Raw genomic sequence first — 24,471 nt, 5'->3', positions numbered from 1 at the left:
GTTTTATTATAATTCTAGATTTCGAACAAAATTGCAGGTAACGGCCTGCCGCATGGTGCGTAAGGGAAATTTGTCCTCACAAACCTTTCAAATTTCGGGGAGCCGAAGCGTTGGGTTGGGTTTTATCTTTTCATTTTATTTTAAAGTCAAATCAACGATTTGGCGTTGTTCGCCGAAGCCGCAAACCTTCCAAATTGCTCTGCATCCCTTATGCACTATTGCGGTTTGTTGGGTGTAGTTTTTTATTTATAATTCTCTTCCACTACAGCTTCTACATATTTTTCAATTTCAAGCTTTGACTTTTGTTCATCAGATATAAAATCCATAATCATTTCATATGCAATTCCAGAGCGTTTGATTGAGAATGCATCAAGTTCTGACTTAGTCAAGCTCCTATTAAGTCTTAATTTTAGCTGGTCTACTATTGCTTTTATAAATGAGTTGTCAAAATTGGTCATAGCTCTATTTCAATTGTGTCATTCAAAGCTATATTTATCTTGTTCACTTCTTGTTTTGCTTTATTAGCAGTCAATTTATAATCAACTCTGATATATTCTTCAATCTCATTAAGTGTATTAAAATCAAGTGATGCCATGTAATCCTCATACTCGCCTTGAATTTCAGTCCAGTCAGAATATAATTTTTTAGTCAATAGCATCTTATTGCTTTTTAAGAATATGAGATTAAATCTTTTCATTTTAACTGTTAAAAGTTCAATAAATACTTTACTTTTTGCGAGATGTGTAAATTACACCCAACGGTAAATTGTATGAGTAGTGGCAGTTTGCGGGCTTCTTACCTGTCAAACCGCTACGTTGTTTAAGCGGACTACAAACCTTGAAATTTGCCACATCGCCTGCCATTACTTATACAAAGTGTTGTGCATAGTGTTTTCTATTTTACAATTCCATCTATCCATTCAAATAGTTCAGCTAAATCATAATCTCCGCTGTGAGGTTTATCCCAAGGCAACAGATAATCTACATCAAAACCATTATTTCGTAATTTTAGAGTCAGAATTGCAGAAATGGCTAAAGCTGTGTCTTTGTCTTTGCTTCCATGTCTGATTCGCCAATATTGTACTGTTTTGGTATTCGAAGTACCGATATAATTCATTGGGTTCAACATTTTAATAACTTTGGCATCGGCTAACTTAGAGTTTTCCACCAAACTGTGTTCTTTGCTATATTCTGTAAAATGTTGCTTGTCTATGGTTTCTGTGCCAAATTCCATATTTTCGGCAGAAGATAAATCTAAAGCATCAAATGCGGGAGGTGTTTTTTGCCTTTCCATATATTTCACATAACCATTCCAATCAATTTGAATAGCTTGATGGTTTCTAATAGACAACCAAGAATGCATAGATAAATCGTTTCCTTCATTAATTGCCTTATTGGCAGAAATTAGAACTTGTTTCTTCATAAATTCTTTAAAACTACCTTCTCCATTTTCATCTAGCTTTAATGAATTTCCTTGTTCATCTGTTAGTTTCAGAGAATTTAAGTATTTAGGAAATTGCGATTTTAAATCAGCTGATACACGTATTTGATTTTCTGATAATTTAGATGCACCAGAATTTGCTCCACGACCGGATTTATATTCATTTATACCATTGTATTGCCATTCGTAAGCTTTGTCTGCATTGTCTAGATTTGTTATAGGACAATAGTCTGAGGATGCAAAAATAGCATCGCTTGTTTCTGCCGCACCTATTTCTTTTAGATATGGAAGGTAATCAGGATTGTCGCCAGTTGCACCTAGTAATGCAGACATGGCTCCACCCGCACTTGTTCCATTTGAAATTATTTTATTAGCATCGCCGGGTAATATGTCATCGTTATATTTTAAATAGCGGACTCCGGCTTTAAGGTCAATTAAACCTGCTGGTGCTTTCCCAAAATATTTCCCATCGGTATTTTTATTAGTGCGCCCTCTTGCACCTGCAGAAGCCACAACATATCCGTGAGAAAGAGCTACAATTACTGTATTTTCTCTTTCTTTGAGTTCTTGGGGATTCATAGGGATATTTCCATTTAAAGGAGGCATAAACTTTGTTCCGGTAGTTGATGCCGGTTCTGCTGGCATATAACCACCAACTTGATTAGGGTAAAAAATAGGAGCTGTTTCAGCAGTATAACCATTTATACTTTTTCCGTTAAAATATTCTTCCGGGATATAAATATTCATGCTATGGAAAATAGAATCTACGGTTTTTTTTACATAAATAATACCTTGGTAGGCACGAACTTTAAATTCTTTTCCATTATAGCTTAATTCTTCAATTTTATAATTAGCAATATCAATTCTCAAACTATCAGTTTGCGTTTTATTCCCTGTTTTACAACCCATGGCTAAGGTTGAAACGCATATCAAGATTACAAATATTTTCTTCATGTTTACTATTATTTTATATACTTTCACTGTTTTAGGTTTCTTTACATTATGCACAACGGTCTTGCTAAGTTTTCGTGGGCGATTTCAAAGAGTTTTCCTTTCAAACCGCCAAGTAAGCAAGCCGCTTAAATTTGTTTATATTTTTACGCAAACCAATTTTGGTAGCTTGCTGGTGTTTAATAGTTGAGCTAAGCTTTCAAACTGCGCATCAGCGCCCATGAAATTTAGCTTTTGTTAGGGGGAGTTTTTACTTTCCAACCTCAAAATGGTCTTGATATTTATTTTTTCAACCATAGATAATTTAGATGATACAGTTTTATATTTTGGAGTATACCAAGATTTTGAGTTGAAATAGTTTTTCAGATCATTTGAATTAAATATGTAACCGTAGTCGGCAAAAATTTCATTTCTCATTATTCTCAATTCTTCCTTTGATAACTCATTAAGGTCTTTATGACTTAATATCCTTTCAGAGACTTGTTTATACATTCTACTTTCACTGATTTCTCTATTAGGACTAAACGTTGAAACGACACAGTTAGAATCAATTTTAATATACCTGTAGCTATCGAATGTAACTGTTTCTAAATCCCAAAATGAGTTATCTCCTTTAATCCAGTTCGTTTTTGAGTCATATTTAGATGAGTCTTTTACAATTTCCTTGGTGTCAATTAATTCAATTATGCTATCGTTAATAAAAATGTAATCAGTGTCTTTTGCTATTGCATAAGAACCATCATGATCACTGTTCTGCATTATTACATATTCTTCATTCTCACGACTCCTTGATTCATTAATGAACTTTAGAAGACTGTAAGCTCCTACACCAGTATAGTATTTCAATATTATCAATGAAGTGTCATCATATTTTTTATAATATTCTAGTTCTATAGGTTGTACTTCTCCATAATAGTCAGGTTTTGCCCCAAAATACTTTTCCGCGATTTCTGCAGGTAGGTTACTACCAATTTTCAATTCTTCAAGGGCTTTAAAGATTGAAGTATCTTGAGCAAGAACACTCAAAGAACTTAAAAGTATCAGATATATATAGATTAGTTTTTTCATAAAATTCCCCCTAACTAGTTTAAAACAAGCATATGGCTGTTATTTCCTATATATCTTCTGAAAAGGTGTTGTTATCCTGCCATATTGGAGAGATAACAGCACCTTCTGAATTTGGCTCACTAAATTTAAAAATTATTTGAACTAAACAGTATTTATCTTACCCGTAAAATGAAATTGCAATTCAAAATAGAAAGACTCTACATAATAAAATACTGACAAGCTTTAAGGGATCAATTCCTGTTCATTTTACCCCGATTGAAGGAGAAATAAATGCCGCTAAGGCAAATTAAAGAGAAAGTGATAAAACCCCATTTCATCGCGGTCATAAAGAGGGCATTCGGAACCTCCAAAATAGCCTGATTGCCAAACATGGCGGCAAAAAACAGGCTGGCAATGGTCATGCTCACTATTTGGCCAATCACTCGCATGGTGGCCGCAGAACCCGAAGCTAAGCCATACTGCCTTTTGTCTACTGAACTCATAATGGTGTTCATATTGGGTGACGAAAAAAAGGCAAAGCCAAGCCCTACCCATATCAGTATAGAAACGATACTCCAAACAGGTGTCGTGTTAGAAAGAAATGCAAAAGCAAGCAATCCCAGAGTACACATGCCCATTCCCAAACTGGCCAGATAGCGGGCTTGGATTCGATCAGAAAGCCTACCAGCCAAGGGCGAAAACAAAGCCATTACAATAGGTTGTGCAATCAGTATCATTCCTGCCTCACGAGGCGAGAGTCTTTGTATCTTTTGCAGATATAAGCTGAGTAAAAAGATAATGGCAAAGGTGGCGCTGTAGTTAATTAAAGCCGCCAGATTTGAATAGGCAAACAAGCGATTACGGGTATACAGTCTGGTCTCGATTACCGGCCTTGCAGACCTATTTTCAATCAGCCAAAAGATAATGAGAGCCAGTATGCCTCCCCCCTGCATCAACCATCCGGATACATCAGGAATAAATGAAGAGCCATAAACCAGTGAGACAAGCCCTAACATATAAAAAAACGTGCCTTTTAAATCTACTTTTTTCTCTTTACTGTCAAGCATATCGTCATTTCCTAAAAAAAGAAAGGTGATAACAGACGTAAACAGCCCCAATGCCGATGCCACAAAAAAAATGGATCGCCAACCAAAAAATTCCGTTAAGAAACCACCCGCAAAAGGGCCAAAGGCAAGCCCCAAATAAACTGCCGCCACAGCCAAACCGATAACCCGCCCCCTATACTGTGGCAAAAAAGCCGATACCAAAATAGCTGGTCCGGTCGTACTCGTAAATGCCGCTCCAATTCCCTGGATATACCGGAAGAAAATCAACCAAAATCCGGAAGGGGATAAACCACAAGCCAGTGACGACAGGGTAAATATGAGTACCCCCAGCTTAAAAAGTCGTCGAATCCCTTTCAGATCTCCCCAACGACCAACAGGCAGTAAAAACATGGCCGTGGAAAGTAAAAAAGCCGTCACTACCCAACTCAACGCCACCGCATCCAGACCAAAACTTTTTTCAATAGCAGGCAAAGCAATGCTCACCGACGATATAAGAAAAGTTCCCATAAATGCGGTAATTGCCACAATGCCCATAATTGAAAGATGCTTTTTTGTCCAGTCCATTTTTTGTGTATCGGTCAAAAATTAATGGTCTTAAGTTGTCATAAATACGAATCAGTAACAAATTAAATAAATATAAAATGGAAACAAACTCCATCAGACCTGATTCTCATAAAACATTGACAATCTGGCAAAAGATTCGTAAATTGAGGATTAAACTCAAAACGGCCTGCCTCCTTATGCGATCAATCTTAGGGTATGATACCTGATAAAATCGCCAAACCTCTCAACTCTAAATCATAAAAATGATTCACAATCTAATCATTAGAACCTAAAAACTATGTCTTGATAATCAACATCGGTTTTTATCCCTCTAATGTCTCCCATTCAGTGGCAGACATCAAATTATTTTCATTTTTAAATTCAACTTTTATGAAAGCTTTTAGTATTTTATTGTTGTGTGTGTTTTTAAGCACCACCTCTTTTTCGCAGAAAAAAAGTGGAACCGTGTATTCCGACCATGAGGCCATAACCAAAACCAGAGAACTCTGGAAAGCATTTGAAGCCGGAGATGCCGATGCTTTTTTAAGTTTTATGTCGGATACGGTTAAAGTATTTGTAAATGGCAACAAAGTGAATTCTTCAAAAGAAAGAACGGTAAGCTATATCAATTATTACCGGGATAACTATGACAATGTTATGATTCAGGATGACAAACCCGCTTATCCCGATGCAATAGATTATAAAGAATCGAGCATTTGGGTACAGGATTGGGTCAGACTAACAGGCACACACCGTGAAACCGGAATCAACCTTGACTTACCTGTTCATCATTTATACAGTTTTAATAAAGATGGTAAGATAACCTCGCTTCATTACTATTTTAATAACGACATTTTCGAAGAGATTAATAATAGCAAAAGAACAATAGAAAATGGAAAACTCTACATCAACCACCCTCACATTATAACAGTCAGAAAGATGGTAAATGCCTTCAAAGAAAAAGATTTGGATAAGTGGGCAAGTTTCTTTGATACGAAGGCAAGTTTTGGGAATTCGGCAATGAAATTTGGAGAAACCAATGACTTGGAAAAACAAATGGAAAGTCTTAAAGAAAGCAGGTTCTTACAGCCCGAAACAAAATTTAAAATCACTCAGGTTGGCTATCCCGATTGCATGTATTATGCAAAAAATGATCAGTATGTAGTTTATTCCTGGTGGCTATACACCGAGTGGGGAAAAGATAAAAAAATTGAAGTCCCCTACATGTTGGATTGTACCTTTAATAAAGACGGTAAAATCATCAGAGAATATATATGGTACAGCAGCAATCAGTTTAAAGAATAGTCTCAATGATTAAATTTTTATAATAATAAGCCCTGCATTAGTTTGATGTGGGGCTTACTATTGAAGACCTTTTAAATTTGCTGTTCGCTTTGCCCGTCTTTCTTTTCGTTTCATTTTTCTTCTCTCCTTTGCGATTTGAGCTTTGCTCTTCAGTTTAAGCTTTTCTCTGGGGATAGACACAAAGGAATCTTCATCAATTGGATTCGCTTTGGCATCCACCAGTTTTTTACTCATATCGGGTTCAGGCGCAATCACCGATGAATGATATGTTCGAGTGGGTTTATTTGTATCCTGAACATTGAGAGCTAATTTGTTGTTCTTTCTCTGGATATCGGACTCCAGCCAATCGCGACTTTGCACACTTTTAGTCTCATAAACAGGACTCATGTCCGAAATCCCCCCCTTCTGATAAAGCGAATTAGGCTTTTGTTTACGACTTTTCCCGAAAGAAATTCGCACACCAAAATTCACATTGAACATGGATAAAGAAAGACTTTCATTCTGAAGAGGTAATTTATTGGCTGCATCAAAATCTAATGTTCCATCCTCACGAAAGGCTTCACTCAAATCCCGGGTTTGATAATTCATATCGTTATTTAAACTGGTGATGTATTCCGAACTGAAATAAAGCTTGAGCCCCTGAACAATCTTGGCAGTCATATTAGCTCCCAAACGGGTTGTCAGGGCAGTGCTCTTATAGGCCTCCAGACTGGTAATCATGATATCCGTTTCGGGATACATCATAAAAGACTGGGGAGAATTAACAATGGACAAACCGGAACGTCCATAAAATTCCAAAGTAAAACGACCCAGGTTTAAATTGTATTGAGGCCCAATATCAAACGAAGTGGTACTTAATTCGTGACGTTGGGGGTTTGGATTAAGTCCTGTACTCTGCTTATGATTATATTGGCTGTAATTGGCACTTAAGCCTACGGATAACTTTTTACCAAAACGCTTATGAATTAAAACACCACTATTGAAACCATCCTTTAAAAAAGTATTTAAATTGCCTTGGGGAAAACTCAAGCCATTAAAAAAATCGATGGTGTAGGGTTGAGCTTTTTGCAAACTCATATTTGGCCTTATATCCCGATTGAGCTTATTGTCTTGTGCGAATACAATGCATACAATCGTAACCAGTACTAAGATGAAAAAGATCTTTTTCATAGTTCAGGATTTAGAAGAAAAGGCCAAAGTCTTCATCATCAGGATGAAGGGGGTTCTCGGTATTCCTTAATATAGTAAAAATCTTCTTAACCAGGAAAAAAAACATCATCTAAAAGCCTAATATATAAGCATTCAACTAGCTTATTCCAAGCCAATAAAGGTGCAATCAGGAATCGTATTTTACAAAAAAAACGCTTCACATTATAAATATGAAGCGTCGAATCCATTATATCTAAATACGTCCAATAATCCGGAACAAACGTTCAACTTTCCTACTCACTATTTCGTCCGCCACTGTTTCGGGCAATATCATCTTCAGCTCTGACTTCAGTTCCCTTTTTAAGGCTCATACTATAAGTTGTAGCAGGTCTCCCCTCGCTCTGCTTACCGTCACTGTTTCTGTCTATAATCCCAAGTGGAAAAACATATTGGATTTTATCAAGACCTTTGCTGTATGCTGTTGGCAATCGTCCCTCTCCATGTTTTCCGCCACTATTTCTGGCGATATCAAAAGAATCTGAACTTAAAACTTGCTTGTCAGACATAGCCTGATCAATACGACTCCATGTCGAACCAGGTTTATTCGCCAGATTTTGTTTTTGGGCAAAACTCATCTGAAGACTCAAATACAAAACTAAAATTAAGGCGATATATTTCATAACTAAAGGATTTAGTTGGCTATTACCAAATAGTTAAACATTCTATTTTTAAGGACTTATGCTACTGTCTATCAAGATAATAAAACCAACTTATTAAAAAAAACAATGGAAGCACTAATATCCTTATCAATAAGTAAAAATTTTAAACCGCAGCTCAGCGAAAATTTTTAAGCAGCTTGCAAACTGATATATAATTTCAGAACTAAAAAACCAAACGCACAGAATTCCCCCCTATTCTTACAAATCATTTGATTTTTATGGATTTTAAAAAAAACTTTTCGACTTTTGTAGAAATTAAATCAAGCTTAAAATGGATCAGGAAAAATACCAAAAATTACGCCAACAGCTTATTGACTCATCTCGATGGCCATCACTATATATGTTCAAGTTTATTATCCCCAATAAGGATGAAAAACTGGAGGCTGTTAAAGCGATGTTTCCTGCCGGAACAAAATTCGCTTTTAAAACCTCTAAGGATATCCGTTTCATCAGTATCACCGTGAAAATCAAAATGAAAAATGCCGATGAAGTCATCGACATCTATAGTCAAGCCAATAAAATAGAAGGCTTATTAGCTTTATAAAAATCCTAAAGTCAAAGAGTCAAAATCAAGGTATTTTGACTTTTTAGACTTTTAAAAATGCCGCCATGCTTTCAGGTGTTGAGTCCAAACTCAATTTCTTTGTTAATTGCAAAACCAAAGGCATTTCCAATCCGGCCCGTTCGATCAAGTCCTCATCCTTTAAGAGTTCGTGAGGATGACCTGTAGCCAGAATTTGCCCCTCTTTCATCACCACCAATTTATCGGCCCATTCGTACACAAAATTGATATCATGTGTCGATATAACAAGGGTTTTTTCTTGTTGATGAAGATCATCCAATATCTGAATGGTATTTTTCTTTTGCTGAGCATCCAACCAAGCAAAAGGTTCATCCAAAAGTAAAACTTCAGGCTTACAAGCCAAAACACCCGCAATGGCAACCCGCTTTTTTTGGCCGTAACTCAACTGATGCGGAGGCTTGTTTTTAAGCTCCCGGGTTTGTGTCATAGCCATCACCTCGTTCATACAAAGCTCTAGCGCCTCTCCTTTCATGCCTGCATTTATGGCTCCAAATGAGATGTCTTTTTCGACAGTCGAAGCAAAGAGTTGCACTTCCGGGTCCTGAAACACATAGCCCACCTTGGTAAACAGCTTGTTTCTGTCCTTCCGTTTGCACTTTTGCACTTCACCATCGAGAATATAACGTCCGCTTTGCGGATAATGAATACCACACAAACATAAAAACAAAGAGGATTTTCCCGAACCATTCTCTCCAACAACAGCAAGTTTCTGTCCTTTCTCAACACTCAGGTTAATCTGATTGAGAGCCAGGGTTTGATTGGGGTATTCAAAACTGATATTTTCTAATTCGATATAAGCCATTTTGATTGGATAATGTTTTAACGTGATAATTGGATGATTGAATAGAATCCGGACTCAGATAAAAAAGTCACAATTTTAGTTGCCCCAGCGCAATCAAGCCTATCATTAAAATAGTGGGGAAAATCAATCGTTTTACCTGCAAAGAACCGTGTGTATCGAGAAACTTCATTTCTCCTTTATACCCTCTATTGAGTAAGGCTTGATGCGAAAAATCGGCATGTATCAGGGATTTTATTAATACGGATGAAACCAACATCCCCAATGCCCGAACAGACGAGCCGAAACTGAGATAAGCCATTCTCTTTTTTTGAGACAAATAGCATTGCCGGGAGAAAGACAACAAAATGGTAATAAAACGAAAAGACAAAACAAAAAGCTCAATCAATAAATCAGGCAATTTCATCTTCCTCAGTAAATATTCTATCTCATCAATGGGACAAGTCAGAATCAGAAAATAGAACGCAAACATGGCCCCCATGGCTTTTCCCATGATATGAATCCCCTTATCCAAACTCAAATCGGAAAAACCAATGTAATAGCTGCCAAGCTTAATTAAATAAATCGCCTCAAAATTTTCCCGACTAATGATACAGATGATACTAAAAATGGCCAGCAGCATAAAACTCATAGGCAATGCGGCAATCTGCAACAGATCTTTTAGAGTCAAGCCCTGAATAAAGAAAAAGACCGAAATGCCCACCAGAATCAAAAAGGGCACGACACTGTTATGCGTCAACAGACTCCCCAAAAGAAAAGCAACAAAAAAAGTTAACTTCTCGAAAGGATGCCAGGTCGATTTGGCTTGCAGCAAATTGTATTTTTCGCTTATAAACACGCTGAATATTGAATATTTATGAGTTAAGAATTATGCTTTTAGAGTCTGACTTGAATTCAAAAATCACAAACCCTTATTGCATGCCCTCTTCTTCCCTTTATAGTAGCCAATGACATAAGCCACAACCCCGGTTCCAATTGCAGCCTGCAAAGAAAACAAAAGACTCTCAATTTCGCCACTTGGTGGTTCCCAAATGTTCGAAAACCAAGGCTTATAGTCCGGTTGTGATTGTGTGATATAATCCTCTGCCAAACCATCGGCTCCCATAAAGTCAGCATGGGGGAAAAAGTATAGGGTCAGCACTACAATCAGGATTATAGCAGCTGTTAAAATTAGATTACTCGTTTTATTCGTCATCATATCAAATTTACATCATCAAGTTATCTCATCGCCACATTAAGCTCTCTTCTTGTATTGACTTAAAAAGTCGAAACGCATGGGCACATGATCGGATAATAAATTTAAAACCACTACAGTCAGCAAGCCTTCAATAATCGCAATCGGAATCTGCGTCAGTCCAAAAATGCTCACAAATTTATAGAAGGCTGTGGTCACGCCATTTACCACATCGGGATGTGCAAAAGCCAACTGCGCAGATGTGCACACATAGGTTGCCATATTCCCAACAAAAACAGCTAAAAACACAGCGACTTTTTTATTCACGCCCATCTTATTACTCAGGGAAAAAATCAACCAGGTAAAAACCGGACCAATAAATGCCATCGAAAAGGCATTGGCTCCCAAAGTGGTGATTCCCCCATGGGCCAAAAGTAAAACCTGAAACAAAAGCACCAGCACACCAATAACCGACATCACCCAGGGACCAAAAAGCAAAGCGCCCAAGCCCACTCCGGTTGGATGCGAACAGGAACCGCTCACCGATGGTAATTTCAAAGCTGACAGGACAAAAGCAAAAGCCGTGGCCAAAGCTAAAAGCAATTTCAACTCCGGTTTCTCAACAAGCAGCTGCTTGATCTTTCTAAAGCCCCAAACAAAGATGGGCAAGTAAACCACCGACCAAAACAGTGACCAAAAGGCAGGTAAAAAGCCCTCCATAATGTGCATACTAAATGCAGGAATGGGGGAAAATATGGCTAGTATTATTAATATTTTCTTCATTTTGTTCGTTTTTACAGTCTCGTATATGTCTTTACCCATCAAACACGCTCAGGGGTCCACATTAACACATCGTCATATCAATACATCAACTCATCATTAAATTATCTCACCTTTGATATTCATCAAAAGCAATTCAATCCCGTAACCTTCAATCTCCTTTTCCAACACGTCATAGCACTTGCTTTTCAAATGCTTGTAAAAAAGTTCATTTTCGGTAAAAGGGAAAATTTCCTCCAGATCCCGGGCCATATTCACCGCTCGAATTTGATTGATAGATGACTCTTCATAACCAGCCTCTTTGGCTATCCGAATCAAAAAATCCTTATTGAAAACCACCTTCTGACTGTGTGTGTCCAAATGACCTTCGGCTAACTTCACCGCCTTGCCCATCATGATTCCCATACTCACTTTTTCAATACCACTCCCATTTATAGCATGAAGGGTATCACCAATAAAGTTTCCATATTGGATATAAGCTTGCTGTGGCATTTCAGGAAATTTCTGCTTCAGATAACGCTCACTGCGCCCCCCCGAATTAATAATCACCTCACGACTGCCATTTTCAACGGCAAATCGCACGTGTTTCTTAATTGTTTGAACGTAGGCTTCGGCAGAAAAAGGTTTCAATATGCCTGTCGTTCCAATAATTGAAATCCCTCCCTCAATTCCCAAACGCGGGTTGAAGGTTTTCTTTGCAAGCCTGGCTCCCATGGGTACAAAAACTGAAATGTCAAGACCTTTCCTTAATTGAGAAGTATCCAAAACCTGGGTTAACTCACGTTCTATTATTTTTCGAGGCGTTGGATTAACAGCAGGTTCCCCAACAGGAATTTCCAAACCCGCTTTGGTCACCCTTCCAACACCTTCACCTTTTACAAATCGAATCTCTCCTGTGGCATTAAAACTAATTCTGCAACCAATCTCAGTGCCATCTGTTACATCCGGATCGTCACCCGAATTCTTAATTACGGTACAAATAGCATAATCCGATGCCAACTCCGTACAATGTATGGGCATCATGGCTTCCCTGTTATTAGGCAAATCAACGCGCTCCCATTCTGTTTTTTCCTGAGTTATTAAAGCTTTCAGCGCCGCTTTTGCTGAAATAGCCGCACAGGTTCCAGTGGTATAACCATGCGCCAACTCAAGTCGCTTTATACCAAAGGCCTCATCCAAATAAGACTGAAACTCTGAACGGGTTTTGATAATTTTATCGTATTCCGGTAAATCCGGGCGCTTCACAATAAACAAAGGCAGCTCATGTTTTATGGCCAACTCCATCTTTTTATCGAGCAAACCCGAATAACCACTCTCTTTGGTTAGGATAGCCTGAATACCATGTTCTTTGATCAAATCTTCTTCCAAAAGCAGATTTTCAAAACGGGAAGACACAATCAAACGTTCTTCATTTACCTGAGCCTCGCGGGCAATACGAATAGATTCCGGAAAGTTGAGAATACGAAACCAAATATCACACTGGGGTAAAGCCTTCTTAATTTTGGGAAGATTTTTAACCCCTACCAAAGAAAGTACCCGCGTAATATGTCTCTCTTTTATCTCATTGATACAAGCATCCATTGATGGTAAATAATGAATGTATTCGTGATCCAGTCTCTCAACAAATTCGCGTTCTATCCGAACGATAGCAATATCGAGTTCAGAGGCCACATGATGCAAGTTCTGATGCAAATCTGCTGCAAAAGGATGCGCAGCATCGATGATCAAGCTGATCTCGTGCAATTGGCAGAATTCAATCATCTCGTCCTCATTCATGCCACCCGACAAACACTCGCCCATCTCCGAAATCAGAGGATGACTGGTCGTCTTGGTCGAATAGTAGAATGACTGCTTCAGGTCGCTCAGCCAATTGGCCACTTTACGTCCTTCTGTCGTTCCTCCAAATATTAAAATCTGCCTTTTCATTCTTCGTAATTAATGATTAACAATTTGTGATGATTAATTAATAATTCGAATCAAAATGTTTCATTATTTCACATCAACACATCACTCAATCAACACATCTCCATATCATCGTAATTAGCTTTTCTCTCTAAAAATATGTCTGAACGTCGGATCGTAAAGTTTCGATCGGTTCTTTCTGTTGTCAATGGCTTCTCCCACAACAATCATGGTGGTTAAAGTCAGCTCATTTTCTTTTACAATTCGAGCTAAATCTTTCAATTTTCCTCTCCAGATTTTTTCTTCCTGCCAGGTCAATTTGTGACAAATCGCAACAGGTGTTTCCGGTGGATAGGCTTCCAGCAAATCAGCCTGAACCTGATCAACCAGAGTCGCACTCAAAAACAAACAAATGGTCGATTGGAACTTTGCTAATTCTGTCAGTTTCTCTCTCTCCGGCATAGCCGTACGTCCCTCGCCACGAGTCAAAATAATGGTCTGAATACGATCAGGAATGGTAAATTGTGATTTCAGTCGAGCTGCTGCTGCCTGAAATGAAGAGATGCCTGGAACAATTTCATAAGACATCTGATGATGATCGAAATAATTCATTTGCTCCTGAATGGCTCCATAAATACAAGGATCCCCGGTGTGCAAGCGAACCACCGAATGTCCCTTTTTATAATGCTCATGCATGATATCGAATTGCTCCTCCAATGTCATCGATGCCGAATTTCGAACCACACAGCCTTCTTTTGCATATTCGGTCAATCGTCTAGGAACCAAACTCCCCGCATAAAGAATCAAATCAGCATTTTGCAAAAGCTTCTTCCCTTTTACCGATACCAATTCCGGATCGCCGGGACCTGCTCCCACAATCGTCACAAAACCCGCCTTTCTTTCCTGACGAACATCCATGGCCAGGGCCAATGTGAAATGTTTACCGAAGGAATCAATCTGCTTCGATTTTTCTACCAGGAGGTTTTTCGCTCCCGATGCCAACAAGGCAGCTGCTTCACTCACATTGTGAGCTCCCGTTGCCGCATGGGCAGCTTCAGAAAACAACAAACCGGCATCAATCTCATTTAAATCTTCAGCTCGATAACAATTAAAAGCCACATCGTGCTTTTCACTCATCGCTTTATAGGCCACTTCATCCTTTTTCAGATCAACTGTGTTGATGGCAAGCAATGAATACCCCGAATAATTATGTGCTTCAAGGAAATTTAAAACCTGCTCTTCGAATTGTTCCGAATTGATATTCTTTTGTGCACCCGTTCCCAAATGCAGGCATTTAGGTCGATAAAATAAAATCGGCAGTCTGGTCTCGTACAGCTTTGGGGTCACCGCAATAACTAAATCAAATTGCTGAGGATTGATTGCTGAAAACTCATAAAAGACCTCAACAAAATCGGGAAGGGTTCGTTCCAACTGTTCGGTTCCCTCATCCTTAATATCAAGCAACAAAGCCGTTCTCTTACCATTTACAAAGGCCGCAATAAAATCATTTTCGGTACTATTGAAATACTCATTCGTCCACTTGTATTTTCTACCGATGATATCCAAAGCCCACAAGTTCAATGTGTCGCTGGCCGTTGTTATCAAAGCTGTTCCTCCGGAGATGGAAGCAATGGTCTTAGCCAAATGATTGGCTCCTCCCTTATGTCCGGACAAAACGGGTTGAACATATTGACCTTTAATATCCATATTGATAACGGCCGGATCAATCTGTTTGTTCTGAATAAAAGGAGCAATAGAACGAACACATATTCCCAGTGCACCTATAAACACAAAGGCCTTGTATTGATTAAAATCTTTTTCAAGAAAGCCGTTTATCGACTCAATTTTTGTTGTTCCCTCATAGGCTCCAACCGAAAAAATCTCAACCTGATCCAGTTCTTTACGAATTGTATCAGCGACTTCAAGCGATTGTTTATTATTTATGATTATGGCTATTTTATCCATGGGTCTATATTTTTTTGAAGATCTCAGTGATATAAAAACCACCTCCCCCTCTCCCGATAAATCGGGGTCGGGTACTCCTCCTTCCCTTCGACTCCGCTCAGGGAACTAGAGGAGAAATCTAATTACTTGTTATTCAACTTTCGTTGCCTTTAATATTTCTATCGGATTAAATTCATCCAATTGTATTCGACTCGATTTTTCCAATCTCATCCCTAACTCAAGGGCTGACTCTTTAAATGTTGAAAGGGTTTCATCGCTAACCGCATTAAATACAATACATCCATCAGGCTTTAAAATCGCGTACAGTTTTTGCATCATTTCATTCAGTCTGCCGCCATGACCACCAATAAAAACGCGATCGGGTGCTGATAAAAGTTCAAGATTCTGTTCAAAGAAATCGCCATTGTGAATATCGATTCCCGGCACATGAAATCTTTTCATATTCTCGCGAATGATGGCGTCGGATTCTGTTCGTTTCTCAAAAGCAATCACCTTTAGCTTGGGAAATGCTTGCTTGGCTTCAATAGAAACCGAACCTGTACAATAGCCCACATCCCAAAGTACCGAAGCCGCGTCCAATTGTAAACTCGACAAACTGGCCAGGCGAATCAGACTCTTGGTCATCATCTTAGGACGTCCTTCAAGTCTTCGGAAAGCCTCATCCGGAATACCAAACTGTCGAATAATCGGTTTCTTCTGAACGAGAATCATACAATTGGGGTGAACAAAATCAAGCTCTAAAAGTTCTTCAATGCTTAATTTCCGGCATTTCTGATTGGGTCCACCCAACTTTTCACCTAAATAACAATCGTAATTATCGAAACCATAATCCAATAAATATTGCGCAATGGTATGGGGCGTTTTTTGCCTGTCGGTTAAAACCCCAATCATCTGCTCGCCCCTGATTAGAGGTAAATCGATCTCCGGCCAATCGCGCCCCGTAAGGGTTGCAATATGCATTTTACCATATTCCAGTTGATAATGATGTGCCAAAAGTTGAAGGCTGTTATGAGCTGGGTAAACGACCAGTTCAGCATCTGGAAATTCACGTTTTATGGTATTCCCAATGCCATAGAATAGAGGATCACCCGACGCGATGACCACAATGGTCTCATCAATTTGTCTGTACTGATCAAAAACATCAGTCAAAGGCACCGTAATATCAATCCATTCTGCCTCCTCAGGTAAATAATCCTGAATCAAGTCTTTATGGCGTATACCTCCCGAAAAGAAACGAGACTCAGCTATATACTGAATCGCCTCCCGGTTCAGGTTGGGATGTGGCATATCAGTAATGCCTATGATTACAAATTTAGACATCACGCCCCGGTTTTAATTCTTTAGCATCATCCAGACTTAATACCGAATTGACGATGGTTGCCGCCAAAGTCGAGCCTCCTTTTCGGCCTTCGATAATGACAGCCGGCAATTTGGCAAAGCTCTTCACACGATGTTTCGATTCCTGTACATTTACAAAGCCGACCGGCGATGCAATAATACCCATTGGAGCGAAATTCTTCGAACGCATTAAAGCGGTTAGTTCGATAAGAGCAGTCGGTGCATTGCCAAATACATAAAGCGCATCCGGATGATCTTCTACCGCAAGGCGAATACCCGCCTGTGTGCGAGTGATTTTGTGTTTTTCGGCTAAATCAGCCACACGCGGATCGTGCAGATAACATTTTACCTCAATCCCCATTCGCTCGCAAGCTGCCTTACGGATACCGGAGGTTATCATGGTGACATCAGATATAATCACACCGCCATTTTTCAACTTCTCGTACCAAACATTCAGTGCATTATTGCGCACTTTCAACAAATCAACCATCTGAAAATCGGCCGAAGTGTGAATCAAATGCAAGAGTGCCCACTTGGTCTCCAAGGGCATATCTTTTCCTTTTAATTCCTCAGCGATTGTTGCAAAACTCTTCTGCATAATCAGTGGTCCGGGCTTGCCATTCTCACTATACTTACCGTAATAGCCTCGTGGAGTGATAAACTTGTTGTTCTTTGAGATGTAAGATTGAGAATTGCCAATCACCACCAGAGAAAACATATCCACTTTTTCAAGATCAACATCAGCTAGTGTGCTCATCTCAATATGCTCCTCATCACGTCCAACCTGACGCACAATAGCAACAGGTGTTTCAGGGCTGCGCTCCTCAAGAAAAATTTCCTGTAAACGATAAATTTGCCAATAGCGCCCCTTGCTTTTGGGGTTATATAAAACGGTAACAAAATCGCCGAAAGCAGCAGCTTTTATCCGTTTTTCGATCAATTCCCAAGGCGTCAGCAAATCGGATAAAGACAGAATAACCGTATCGTGACCGATAGGGGCTCCCAGTTTTGCAGCAGCTGCCTGAAATGCCGAAATTCCCGGAATCAATTCGATTTCAACATTCGAATCACGTTTTTCAGCCATCTCGTAAATCAATGGCGACATGCCATAAATACCTGCATCCCCTGAGCTAATCACAGCCACTTTTTTGCCTTGCTCTGCATATTCAAATGCGATTTCAGCTCGTTGGGTTTCTTGTTTCATTCCCGTATCCAAACACGCTGTTCCCTCTTGAAGAAAAGTTTGAATAAATTGGAAGTAATACTTGTAACCAATTACCACATCTGCCTCTTTAATGGCATTGATAGCTGGGTTTAAAAACATATTGGGATCACCCGGCCCCAAACCAACGATATATATTTTTCCTTGCATAATTCAATATTTATTTAATGAACCGAGGTCTCAAACAGCCCTCTGTCCCAGGGACATCTCCACTCTTTTACGGTCTTCTTACTTGCTCACTCACTTTATCCTTTACCCCTTATCCTTTAACCTTTATCCTTTTTAAGCTTCTTCAGGATGATGATGGTGAAATAAGGGATTCTTCTATCGCGAAGGACTTCTGCATCGTCAGTGATAAACTCCTTATCAGTGCCTAAGTACTCTCCATAAAATAATTCTGGTTGGTGTTCTAAAATAAAGTCTGCAATCCAATCCTTTACTTTCGACACTTTCATCAACACAATGGTGTCATTTTCTTGTAAGCGTTTTAATAAGTCTTCAGGACTGTCCACATTCGGGTCAACCAAAACCTTATCACTTAAGGTGCAAATCGGCAATTTTGATTTTGCTCCTGCTAAGATAAAAGCAGGTACACCCGGAATCATCTCATAAGAAATTGCATTGGCTTTCAAATGCTTTAAGAGATATGCAAAAGTGCTGAAGAACGAGATATCCCCTTCGCTCACCACTGAGACATGAAGATCCTGATTGATATCTTCCTGAATTTTCTCGAACAAAGCATAATACGCCCCCTCCGCTTCTGATCTGTCGTAAGACATTTTCAGTGGAATGGGATGCAGTTGCAAATCATTTAAACCCAACTCTCTCAAAATAGGCAATGAAAAACTCGAATTCCCTTTCTTCTCAGACACACTGGCCGGATAATAGATTTTGTCCGAGTGCTGAAGCGTTTTAAGCGCTTTAATTGTGATCAATTCAGGATCGCCTGGCCCTAAAGAAACCCCATATACTTTACCTTTTGTGTTTGCCATGTGCTTGTTGGTTGTCAGTTTTCTGTTATCAGTTGTCGGTTTTTACTTTAACCTTTATCCTTGTTAGTGCTTGTGATGATGATGATGATGATGTCCATGGTGGTGGTGATGCGAACAAGCAGAAGGATCTCTGCTTTCAATTAAATCTACCTTGCCGTCTTCAACCTCTTTCAGTCTCAACATCAAGATATCAATCAGCCTGTCGCTCTCGCCAATTTTGGGACATAAAACAAACTCCTTTTCCGGATGTTTCAATTTGAATGCCTCTATACTTTTAATGGCATTATCCAGATAAACGCCCGGGAAGAAAATATAGGGCAACGCAATAATTCGCTTGTAGGATAACTGATCTAAAACAGCCAATGCACTATCTACCGAAGGAAATGTCATTCGCGAAGTGAACGCATTGATCATGAATGGCATCTTCAATTCTTCCTGAGCCAATCGGGATAACTTGAGCATATCGCCATTCGACTCAGCCATTGAAGCACCTATCCCGATTGGGAAGAAAGCCGTATCACTCATATCTTCATCAGCAATACTTTGCTTGATTAAATCAACTGACAAGTCAAGCATCTCCTGACAAACACCAATATAGTTGGCCAATTTGATACTCACGTCATATTTTTCCTGAAGCTCATGCAGCATATTTGGAATATCAGAAGCAATATGCACGCCATTGAATAAGAAAACCGGCACGGCAATAATTTCCGCTACACCTTTAGCTTTAAGCTTGCTGATGCCCTGCTCAAAGTTAGGTTCCGAAAGTTCCAGAAAACCATATTCAACTTCGTAATCGGTAATTGTATTGGCAAATTTCTCTGCAAATGCCTTAAATGCTAATTCTCCAACTTGAACACGCGTACCGTGTCCGCACAGTAAGATTCCTTTCATAATTCTAGATTTGAGATGTGAGTCATGAGATAACTAACTTTACTCATTCACTCCTTAAGCTTTATACTTTTAGATCTTAATAAGCCATCTGAGCTTCTTCAGCGACAGCCATCAGCTTGTCTGAAATGGAAACCACTTCCCCTACAACCATAATGGCTGGCGGACGAAAATCCAATTCTTCCATTTTTGCAATGATATTATGCAACTCGCCTTTCACAACTTCCTGTTCGGGACAGGTTCCCCAGCGAATTAAAGCAACCGGAGTCTCTTTTGAGCGTCCGTGCTCCATCAAATTGTTGACGATAGTTGGCGCATTGGTAACACCCATGTAAAAGACAAGGGTATCGATACCTGTCGAAATTTTATCCCATTGCAAATCTCTTTCGCGGCTTACCGGAGGATGCCCTGTGAAAAAAGCGACCGATGAAGACACATTGCGAGCCGTAACCGGAATACCGGCATAAGCAGGGGCAGCAATCCCCGAAGTAATTCCGGGAATCTCTTCAAACTCAATTCCATTTTCAAGCAATTTGATGGCCTCCTCACTTCCGCGACCAAACACATAGGGATCGCCACCTTTTAAACGCACAACCGTTTTTCCCATTTTGGCATAATCCACAATCATCTGATTGATATCTTCCTGCGGACAAGTGTGTTTCTTGTGTTTTTTGCCCACATAAATGCTTTCACAAGTAGCCTTGCAATAGTCAAGCAATTCAATATTAACCAGGTAATCGTAGAATACAACATCAGCTATTTTTAAGGCTTCAGCAGCTTTTACTGTTATTAATCCTTTATCTCCCGGACCCGCTCCGGTTATATATACTTTTCCGTTCATCAGTTTTTTCTTAATATCAGGTAGTCAGTATCGTATTTGGTTTGAGTCGTCAGATGCCTGCACCAACTCTATAGTTTCCATGTCTTATTATCAATCTTTTCCAGGAAGGATTCAACTTTTTCAAGTAGCCTGACCTTCATCAGTGTCTTCTTTTCCTGTTCACTAAATCCGGCACTCTCCTGTACCAACTGATTTCTCAGACGGCCCAATTCCAAAACCTCTTCCTGCAAAGAGTCATCAAATTTCTGATCGAGATATTTACGGATTTTCTTAGCCAAATAGGGATTTTGACCATTGGATGAAACGGCCAATTGAATATCGCCACACCGACTTGCAGCTGCCGGATAAAAATTGGAGTATTCCGATGAATTGACCGAATTAAACAGAATCGATTCGGCTTCAGCATCAGCACCTATTGCAGAATTAATTTCCGAACAATCGGTTGCAGCAATCACCAGAAAAAAGCCATTCACATCGTTCTTCTGATACGAACTTTTAAGATAATGGAAGTCTCCCAGCTCGTGCATTCGCTTCAGCTCAGAATTTATCTCAGGAGCAATTAATGTGACATTGGCCTCAGCCTTAATCAAAGACTTCAGCTTTCGCTCAGCCACTTTGCCTCCACCCACAATTAAACAGTTTCGTCCCTTTAAATTAAGACTAACAGGATACCAGCTCATCGTGCAATTTTTATATTAATAAATTGATAGCAGGGTAACCAAACTCGACTTATGGGGTATTTAATACTATTGAAGATGTATAGATCTGCAAACAACTCCCTTCCCCAAGAGTTTTAGGTTTGATTACCATTTTGGCAGGTTTCCTGACTTGTTTCGTAGATCGAATGATCGGTTTTTTTCCTTCCCATCCGCAAAATGCGAACAGTGGATGTGGTAAAAACCATAAAAAACTTACAGTAGCGGGGGCTGTCCCGGATTTTAACCGGATTCCCTTTTAAAGCTCAATCGAAGATGAAGCTTTCACCAAAACTGTGTCAAATGTAATGGTTTTTTATTCGCTCTAAAACGAATTCAGTTTTTTTTGAGCTTATTCATACTTGTTATAAAACAGCAAGCTTCTGATTAGGAATTGAATAATGGATTAAACCCTAATCGGGCCTGCTTCATTCATAAGGCATTCGGCCAATTTAGAAGCGCTTCGTTTATTATTCCATCATAAATTGCTTATCTATGTAGAATAAATCTATAAAAGAAATTAATCCAGCACATGCCTTCACTCCAAATCTTATCCATTGCCCTTTTGACTGTCTATGTTATTTTAATTGTCGGTTCATCCCTTCTTTCAAAAAAAAGCGATTCGGTGGAGGGCTATTTTCTGGCCAACAGGTCGCTCTCGTTTGTAGCTCTGGCAATTACCTTTATCGCTTCGTGGTGGGGAGCCGGATCGGCGATTGAAACGGCTGATCATTCCTATCAAAATGGCATCAGTGCCTTTTGGATCTACGGCATGCCTGTCCTGTTTTCAACCGGACTTCTCTTTGTTTTTGCAAGAGCCATCCGAAAAGTAGGCAGCATCACCCAACCCCAACTTTTGGAAGAACGCTATGGCAAGGCACCTGCTCTTATGTTATCGGTCCTTATTTTTCTTTTCATGACCATAACGGCCGCCTCACAAATTGTGGGTATTGGCATTTTCTTCGAAAAGTTTCTACACATAAATTATAAGCTATCAGCCATCATTGGAACGGCTATAGTCCTACTCTATTCCTTTTTTGGTGGTTTCAAGGCTGTGGTGCGCACCGATATCATTCAATTTATCTTCCTTTTATCGGCCTCAATATTGGTTTTTGGATATGCATATTATTACTCAGGAGGTATCCCGGCTATTGAAAGCATTGCAGAAACCAAAGAATTAACGCACTACTTTTCGTTCAGTTATCAGCTCTCAAACAATATGGTTTATATCATCACCTTTGGCAGTGCCTGGATGATTCAAGCCAATGTTTGGCAACGCATTTCAGCAGCACGTTCGCCTCTGGATGCCCGCAAAATGATTGGACTCAGTTTTCTGGTCTATATTCCACTTTATCTGATGGTAACTTTCACAGGAATGCTGGCTTTAGGTTTATTTGAGGAGCTACCACAAGGTGGCGTCATTTCAGGCATCATCAACAATTATATGCCTCCCTTACTTGGAGCCTTAATTTTTGTAGGCATTTGCTCGGCTATCATGTCGACCATGGATTCATTAATCAACACGGGTGCTATGGTACTTTGTGTCGATATTTACAAGAACAAATTCAGGCCAAAAGCTAGTCAAACACAATTATTATGGATGGGTAAAATTGGAACTCTGGTGGTAACCCTCATCGCCCTGTTAATCGGACTCGAAATTCGTTCGATACTTAAAGTTTCCTGGCTGGCTGCCGACCTGCTTTCTACAGGTGCCTTTGTTCCGTTGATGCTTGGTTTTATCTGGAAAAGAGGAACCAGTTTTGGAGCCATGTCATCCATGCTTTTCGGAAGCCTTTTTTCTCTTTACAATCTTGCTGTAGCCTTGGGAGCCCAACTGCCTTTAGCATGGGAAATTGGTACAGCCAAACATGTTTTGGTCGGGATGCTTGGATCAGCCCTGGTTTATTTCATTGCCAGCTTTTTCAGTAAAGCTGAACCCGATAAGTCAGCCTCCTTTATTGCGAAGGCTGCTCTCAAAAAATAAGATTAACAATGCTTAGCTACGGTGCCCTACCCCTAAATCCCCTAAAGGGGATCAAAAAAATCACCACTTTAAGCCCCTTTAGGGGTTTGGGGTAAATGGTCTGGAAAACCAAAACACAGCCCACAACAAAAGCCACTCACATCAACTGCAAGTGGCTCCCATTTTATTTTTACTTCCGCTTAACTACGGTGCCCTACCCCTAAGTCCCCTAAAGGGGATCAAAAAAATCACCACTTTAAGCCCCTTTAGGGGTTTGGGGTAAATACCTGGGGAACAAGTTGAGAACCAAAACACAGCCCCCAACTAAAAGCCACTCACATCAACTGCAAGTGGCTCCCATTTTATTTTTACTTCCGCTTAACTACGGTTTCCTACCCCTATGTCCCCTAAAGGGGATCAAAAAAATCACCACTTAAAGCCCCTTTAGGGGTTTGGGGTAAATGGTCTGGAAAACCAAAACACAACCCCCAACTAAAAGCCACTCACATCACTGCAAGCGGGTTGTGTTTACATTATTTTCTTTGAAAATAGATACGAGCGAGACGCTCGCACCAACAGTCAGTGCATACTCGGACTATCTGGGGAAACTTCCAAAAATAATAATTGAGAGAATCGTTAAGATAATAAAAGACCAGCTTGAAATGTTTTTAAAGGTAAACGTCTTTATATAAACGGATCTCGCTGAAATGACTAAAAGAATTAGTGTTCCCAGTAAAAAGGGGATGGTCAATAATTCCTGAAATACGCCAATTATTGCAGCATTATAATTAAATACATAGCCATTTAGAAATAATAGAGTGAAATAAACCACACAGAGAATACTTAATCTAAATATTATAAAATCATTATTTATTTTATTCATAGTCATGTTTTAGAACTGAAATATTGCATCACTGCCCCTCGATAATCCCAGTGTATTGTACAAATGATAGCGCGAGCGTTTCGCTCGTGCTCTGCGTAGCAGGCAATAATTTATAATAATACTACATCAATCTGCCCTTTCGCACCAGCAGTCATTGCATACTTGGACTATCTAGGGTGGTAAATTATTGCAATAGCCATAGGTATCCAAATAACAAAATGA

22 protein-coding genes and 1 riboswitch are annotated in these 24,471 nt (G+C 39.5%); of the genes, 3 read left to right on the top strand and 19 right to left on the bottom strand.

Going from position 1 to position 24,471, the window contains the following annotated elements; genetic code table 11:
* Positions 1–242 precede the first annotated feature (242 nt).
* The 5 genes from EO244_RS12975 to EO244_RS12955 all read right to left on the bottom strand — a co-directional run bounded on the left by EO244_RS12975 (position 243) and on the right by EO244_RS12955 (position 5,087).
* Entirely contained in the window at positions 243–458 is a 216-nt protein-coding gene (locus tag EO244_RS12975; RefSeq protein WP_129255113.1) for a hypothetical protein, read from the bottom strand.
* On the bottom strand, positions 455–658 hold the full coding sequence (locus EO244_RS12970; protein ID WP_129255112.1) for a hypothetical protein: 204 nt from the start codon (positions 656–658) through the stop codon (positions 455–457). Before EO244_RS12970 ends, EO244_RS12975 begins: the two co-directional genes overlap by 4 nt.
* Positions 659–894: 236 nt before the next feature.
* The gene (locus EO244_RS12965) at positions 895–2,394 is read right to left on the bottom strand and encodes a subtype B tannase (RefSeq protein ID WP_129255111.1); all 1,500 of its coding nucleotides are present in this window, start codon (positions 2,392–2,394) and stop codon (positions 895–897) included.
* 234 nt (positions 2,395–2,628) lie between these two features.
* Positions 2,629–3,459, bottom strand: a complete 831-nt coding sequence (locus EO244_RS12960) for a YARHG domain-containing protein (protein WP_129255110.1) — start codon at positions 3,457–3,459, stop codon at positions 2,629–2,631.
* Positions 3,460–3,689: 230 nt separating this feature from the next.
* Positions 3,690–5,087, bottom strand: a complete 1,398-nt coding sequence (locus EO244_RS12955; protein WP_241687984.1) for an MFS transporter — start codon at positions 5,085–5,087, stop codon at positions 3,690–3,692.
* Between the two features lie 351 nt (positions 5,088–5,438).
* Here EO244_RS12955 and EO244_RS12950 point away from each other — a divergent pair, with 351 nt between their 5' ends.
* Positions 5,439–6,353, top strand: coding sequence for a nuclear transport factor 2 family protein (locus EO244_RS12950; RefSeq protein WP_129255109.1), 915 nt, complete (start codon positions 5,439–5,441; stop codon positions 6,351–6,353).
* Between the two features lie 57 nt (positions 6,354–6,410).
* On the opposite strand, the gene EO244_RS12945 is transcribed toward EO244_RS12950, so the two are convergent.
* Positions 6,411–7,523: an outer membrane beta-barrel protein gene (locus EO244_RS12945; RefSeq protein ID WP_129255108.1), complete on the bottom strand. Its 1,113-nt coding sequence runs from the start codon at positions 7,521–7,523 to the stop codon at positions 6,411–6,413.
* A 272-nt stretch (positions 7,524–7,795) separates the two neighbouring features.
* Positions 7,796–8,182 carry a hypothetical protein gene (locus tag EO244_RS12940; protein ID WP_129255107.1) on the bottom strand — a complete coding sequence of 129 codons (387 nt, stop codon included), beginning with the start codon at positions 8,180–8,182 and terminating at the stop codon, positions 7,796–7,798.
* A gap of 310 nt (positions 8,183–8,492) precedes the next feature.
* On the opposite strand from EO244_RS12940, the gene EO244_RS12935 reads away from it, so the two are divergent.
* Positions 8,493–8,765, top strand: coding sequence for a DUF493 family protein (locus EO244_RS12935; protein ID WP_129255106.1), 273 nt, complete (start codon positions 8,493–8,495; stop codon positions 8,763–8,765).
* Between the two features lie 43 nt (positions 8,766–8,808).
* Here the strand turns inward: EO244_RS12935 and EO244_RS12930 are convergent, their stop codons facing one another.
* The 12 genes from EO244_RS12930 to EO244_RS12875 form a co-directional block, all read right to left on the bottom strand.
* Positions 8,809–9,606 (bottom strand): energy-coupling factor ABC transporter ATP-binding protein, encoded by a 798-nt coding sequence (locus tag EO244_RS12930; RefSeq protein WP_129255105.1) that lies wholly within the window; start codon positions 9,604–9,606, stop codon positions 8,809–8,811.
* 67 nt (positions 9,607–9,673) lie between these two features.
* The gene (locus EO244_RS12925; protein ID WP_164977497.1) at positions 9,674–10,441 is read right to left on the bottom strand and encodes an energy-coupling factor transporter transmembrane component T family protein; all 768 of its coding nucleotides are present in this window, start codon (positions 10,439–10,441) and stop codon (positions 9,674–9,676) included.
* Between the two features lie 63 nt (positions 10,442–10,504).
* Positions 10,505–10,798 (bottom strand): energy-coupling factor ABC transporter substrate-binding protein, encoded by a 294-nt coding sequence (locus tag EO244_RS12920; RefSeq protein WP_129255103.1) that lies wholly within the window; start codon positions 10,796–10,798, stop codon positions 10,505–10,507.
* 39 nt (positions 10,799–10,837) lie between these two features.
* Positions 10,838–11,560, bottom strand: coding sequence for an energy-coupling factor ABC transporter permease (locus EO244_RS12915; protein ID WP_129255102.1), 723 nt, complete (start codon positions 11,558–11,560; stop codon positions 10,838–10,840).
* A gap of 96 nt (positions 11,561–11,656) precedes the next feature.
* A complete protein-coding gene (gene cbiD / locus EO244_RS12910; protein ID WP_129255101.1) occupies positions 11,657–13,483 on the bottom strand; it encodes a cobalt-precorrin-5B (C(1))-methyltransferase CbiD in 1,827 nt (608 codons plus the stop codon).
* A 114-nt stretch (positions 13,484–13,597) separates the two neighbouring features.
* Entirely contained in the window at positions 13,598–15,424 is a 1,827-nt protein-coding gene (gene cobM, locus EO244_RS12905; protein WP_129255100.1) for a precorrin-4 C(11)-methyltransferase, read from the bottom strand.
* Between the two features lie 129 nt (positions 15,425–15,553).
* Positions 15,554–16,744, bottom strand: a complete 1,191-nt coding sequence (gene cbiE / locus EO244_RS12900; RefSeq protein WP_129255099.1) for a precorrin-6y C5,15-methyltransferase (decarboxylating) subunit CbiE — start codon at positions 16,742–16,744, stop codon at positions 15,554–15,556.
* Positions 16,737–18,134 (bottom strand): precorrin-3B C(17)-methyltransferase, encoded by a 1,398-nt coding sequence (gene cobJ / locus EO244_RS12895; protein WP_206734562.1) that lies wholly within the window; start codon positions 18,132–18,134, stop codon positions 16,737–16,739. The genes cbiE and cobJ overlap by 8 nt, the downstream gene beginning before the upstream one ends.
* 116 nt (positions 18,135–18,250) lie before the next feature.
* Entirely contained in the window at positions 18,251–18,976 is a 726-nt protein-coding gene (cobI, locus tag EO244_RS12890; RefSeq protein ID WP_129255097.1) for a precorrin-2 C(20)-methyltransferase, read from the bottom strand.
* Between the two features lie 63 nt (positions 18,977–19,039).
* Positions 19,040–19,870: a sirohydrochlorin chelatase gene (locus tag EO244_RS12885; protein ID WP_129255096.1), complete on the bottom strand. Its 831-nt coding sequence runs from the start codon at positions 19,868–19,870 to the stop codon at positions 19,040–19,042.
* Between the two features lie 76 nt (positions 19,871–19,946).
* Positions 19,947–20,708 carry a uroporphyrinogen-III C-methyltransferase gene (cobA, locus tag EO244_RS12880; RefSeq protein WP_129255095.1) on the bottom strand — a complete coding sequence of 254 codons (762 nt, stop codon included), beginning with the start codon at positions 20,706–20,708 and terminating at the stop codon, positions 19,947–19,949.
* 68 nt (positions 20,709–20,776) lie between these two features.
* Entirely contained in the window at positions 20,777–21,388 is a 612-nt protein-coding gene (locus EO244_RS12875) for a precorrin-2 dehydrogenase/sirohydrochlorin ferrochelatase family protein (protein ID WP_129255094.1), read from the bottom strand.
* A gap of 116 nt (positions 21,389–21,504) precedes the next feature.
* A riboswitch (cobalamin riboswitch) is annotated at positions 21,505–21,711 on the bottom strand.
* 224 nt (positions 21,712–21,935) lie between these two features.
* Here EO244_RS12875 and EO244_RS12870 point away from each other — a divergent pair.
* A complete protein-coding gene (locus EO244_RS12870; RefSeq protein WP_129255093.1) occupies positions 21,936–23,387 on the top strand; it encodes a sodium:solute symporter family protein in 1,452 nt (483 codons plus the stop codon).
* Positions 23,388–24,471 lie beyond the last annotated feature (1,084 nt).

The sequence above is a fragment of the Ancylomarina salipaludis genome (assembly GCF_004122035.1).
GTDB lineage: Bacteria > Bacteroidota > Bacteroidia > Bacteroidales > Marinifilaceae > Ancylomarina > Ancylomarina salipaludis.
Note: the sequence above shows the minus strand (reverse complement) of the source record. Positions and strands in the feature narration are given on the sequence as shown.

What these genes read in the sequence shown, in the direction of transcription:
- EO244_RS12975 (WP_129255113.1), bottom strand. Translation starts at nt 458, where the DNA reads ATGACCAATTTTGACAACTCATTTATAAAAGCAATAGTAGACCAGCTA.
- EO244_RS12970 (WP_129255112.1), bottom strand. Translation starts at nt 658, where the DNA reads ATGCTATTGACTAAAAAATTATATTCTGACTGGACTGAAATTCAAGGC.
- EO244_RS12965 (WP_129255111.1), bottom strand. Translation starts at nt 2,394, where the DNA reads ATGAAGAAAATATTTGTAATCTTGATATGCGTTTCAACCTTAGCCATG.
- EO244_RS12960 (WP_129255110.1), bottom strand. Translation starts at nt 3,459, where the DNA reads ATGAAAAAACTAATCTATATATATCTGATACTTTTAAGTTCTTTGAGT.
- EO244_RS12950 (WP_129255109.1), top strand. Translation starts at nt 5,439, where the DNA reads ATGAAAGCTTTTAGTATTTTATTGTTGTGTGTGTTTTTAAGCACCACC.
- EO244_RS12945 (WP_129255108.1), bottom strand. Translation starts at nt 7,523, where the DNA reads ATGAAAAAGATCTTTTTCATCTTAGTACTGGTTACGATTGTATGCATT.
- EO244_RS12940 (WP_129255107.1), bottom strand. Translation starts at nt 8,182, where the DNA reads ATGAAATATATCGCCTTAATTTTAGTTTTGTATTTGAGTCTTCAGATG.
- EO244_RS12935 (WP_129255106.1), top strand. Translation starts at nt 8,493, where the DNA reads ATGGATCAGGAAAAATACCAAAAATTACGCCAACAGCTTATTGACTCA.
- EO244_RS12930 (WP_129255105.1), bottom strand. Translation starts at nt 9,606, where the DNA reads ATGGCTTATATCGAATTAGAAAATATCAGTTTTGAATACCCCAATCAA.
- EO244_RS12920 (WP_129255103.1), bottom strand. Translation starts at nt 10,798, where the DNA reads ATGACGAATAAAACGAGTAATCTAATTTTAACAGCTGCTATAATCCTG.
- EO244_RS12915 (WP_129255102.1), bottom strand. Translation starts at nt 11,560, where the DNA reads ATGAAGAAAATATTAATAATACTAGCCATATTTTCCCCCATTCCTGCA.
- cbiD (WP_129255101.1), bottom strand. Translation starts at nt 13,483, where the DNA reads ATGAAAAGGCAGATTTTAATATTTGGAGGAACGACAGAAGGACGTAAA.
- cobM (WP_129255100.1), bottom strand. Translation starts at nt 15,424, where the DNA reads ATGGATAAAATAGCCATAATCATAAATAATAAACAATCGCTTGAAGTC.
- cbiE (WP_129255099.1), bottom strand. Translation starts at nt 16,744, where the DNA reads ATGTCTAAATTTGTAATCATAGGCATTACTGATATGCCACATCCCAAC.
- cobJ (WP_206734562.1), bottom strand. Translation starts at nt 18,134, where the DNA reads ATGCAAGGAAAAATATATATCGTTGGTTTGGGGCCGGGTGATCCCAAT.
- cobI (WP_129255097.1), bottom strand. Translation starts at nt 18,976, where the DNA reads ATGGCAAACACAAAAGGTAAAGTATATGGGGTTTCTTTAGGGCCAGGC.
- EO244_RS12885 (WP_129255096.1), bottom strand. Translation starts at nt 19,870, where the DNA reads ATGAAAGGAATCTTACTGTGCGGACACGGTACGCGTGTTCAAGTTGGA.
- cobA (WP_129255095.1), bottom strand. Translation starts at nt 20,708, where the DNA reads ATGAACGGAAAAGTATATATAACCGGAGCGGGTCCGGGAGATAAAGGA.
- EO244_RS12875 (WP_129255094.1), bottom strand. Translation starts at nt 21,388, where the DNA reads ATGAGCTGGTATCCTGTTAGTCTTAATTTAAAGGGACGAAACTGTTTA.
- EO244_RS12870 (WP_129255093.1), top strand. Translation starts at nt 21,936, where the DNA reads ATGCCTTCACTCCAAATCTTATCCATTGCCCTTTTGACTGTCTATGTT.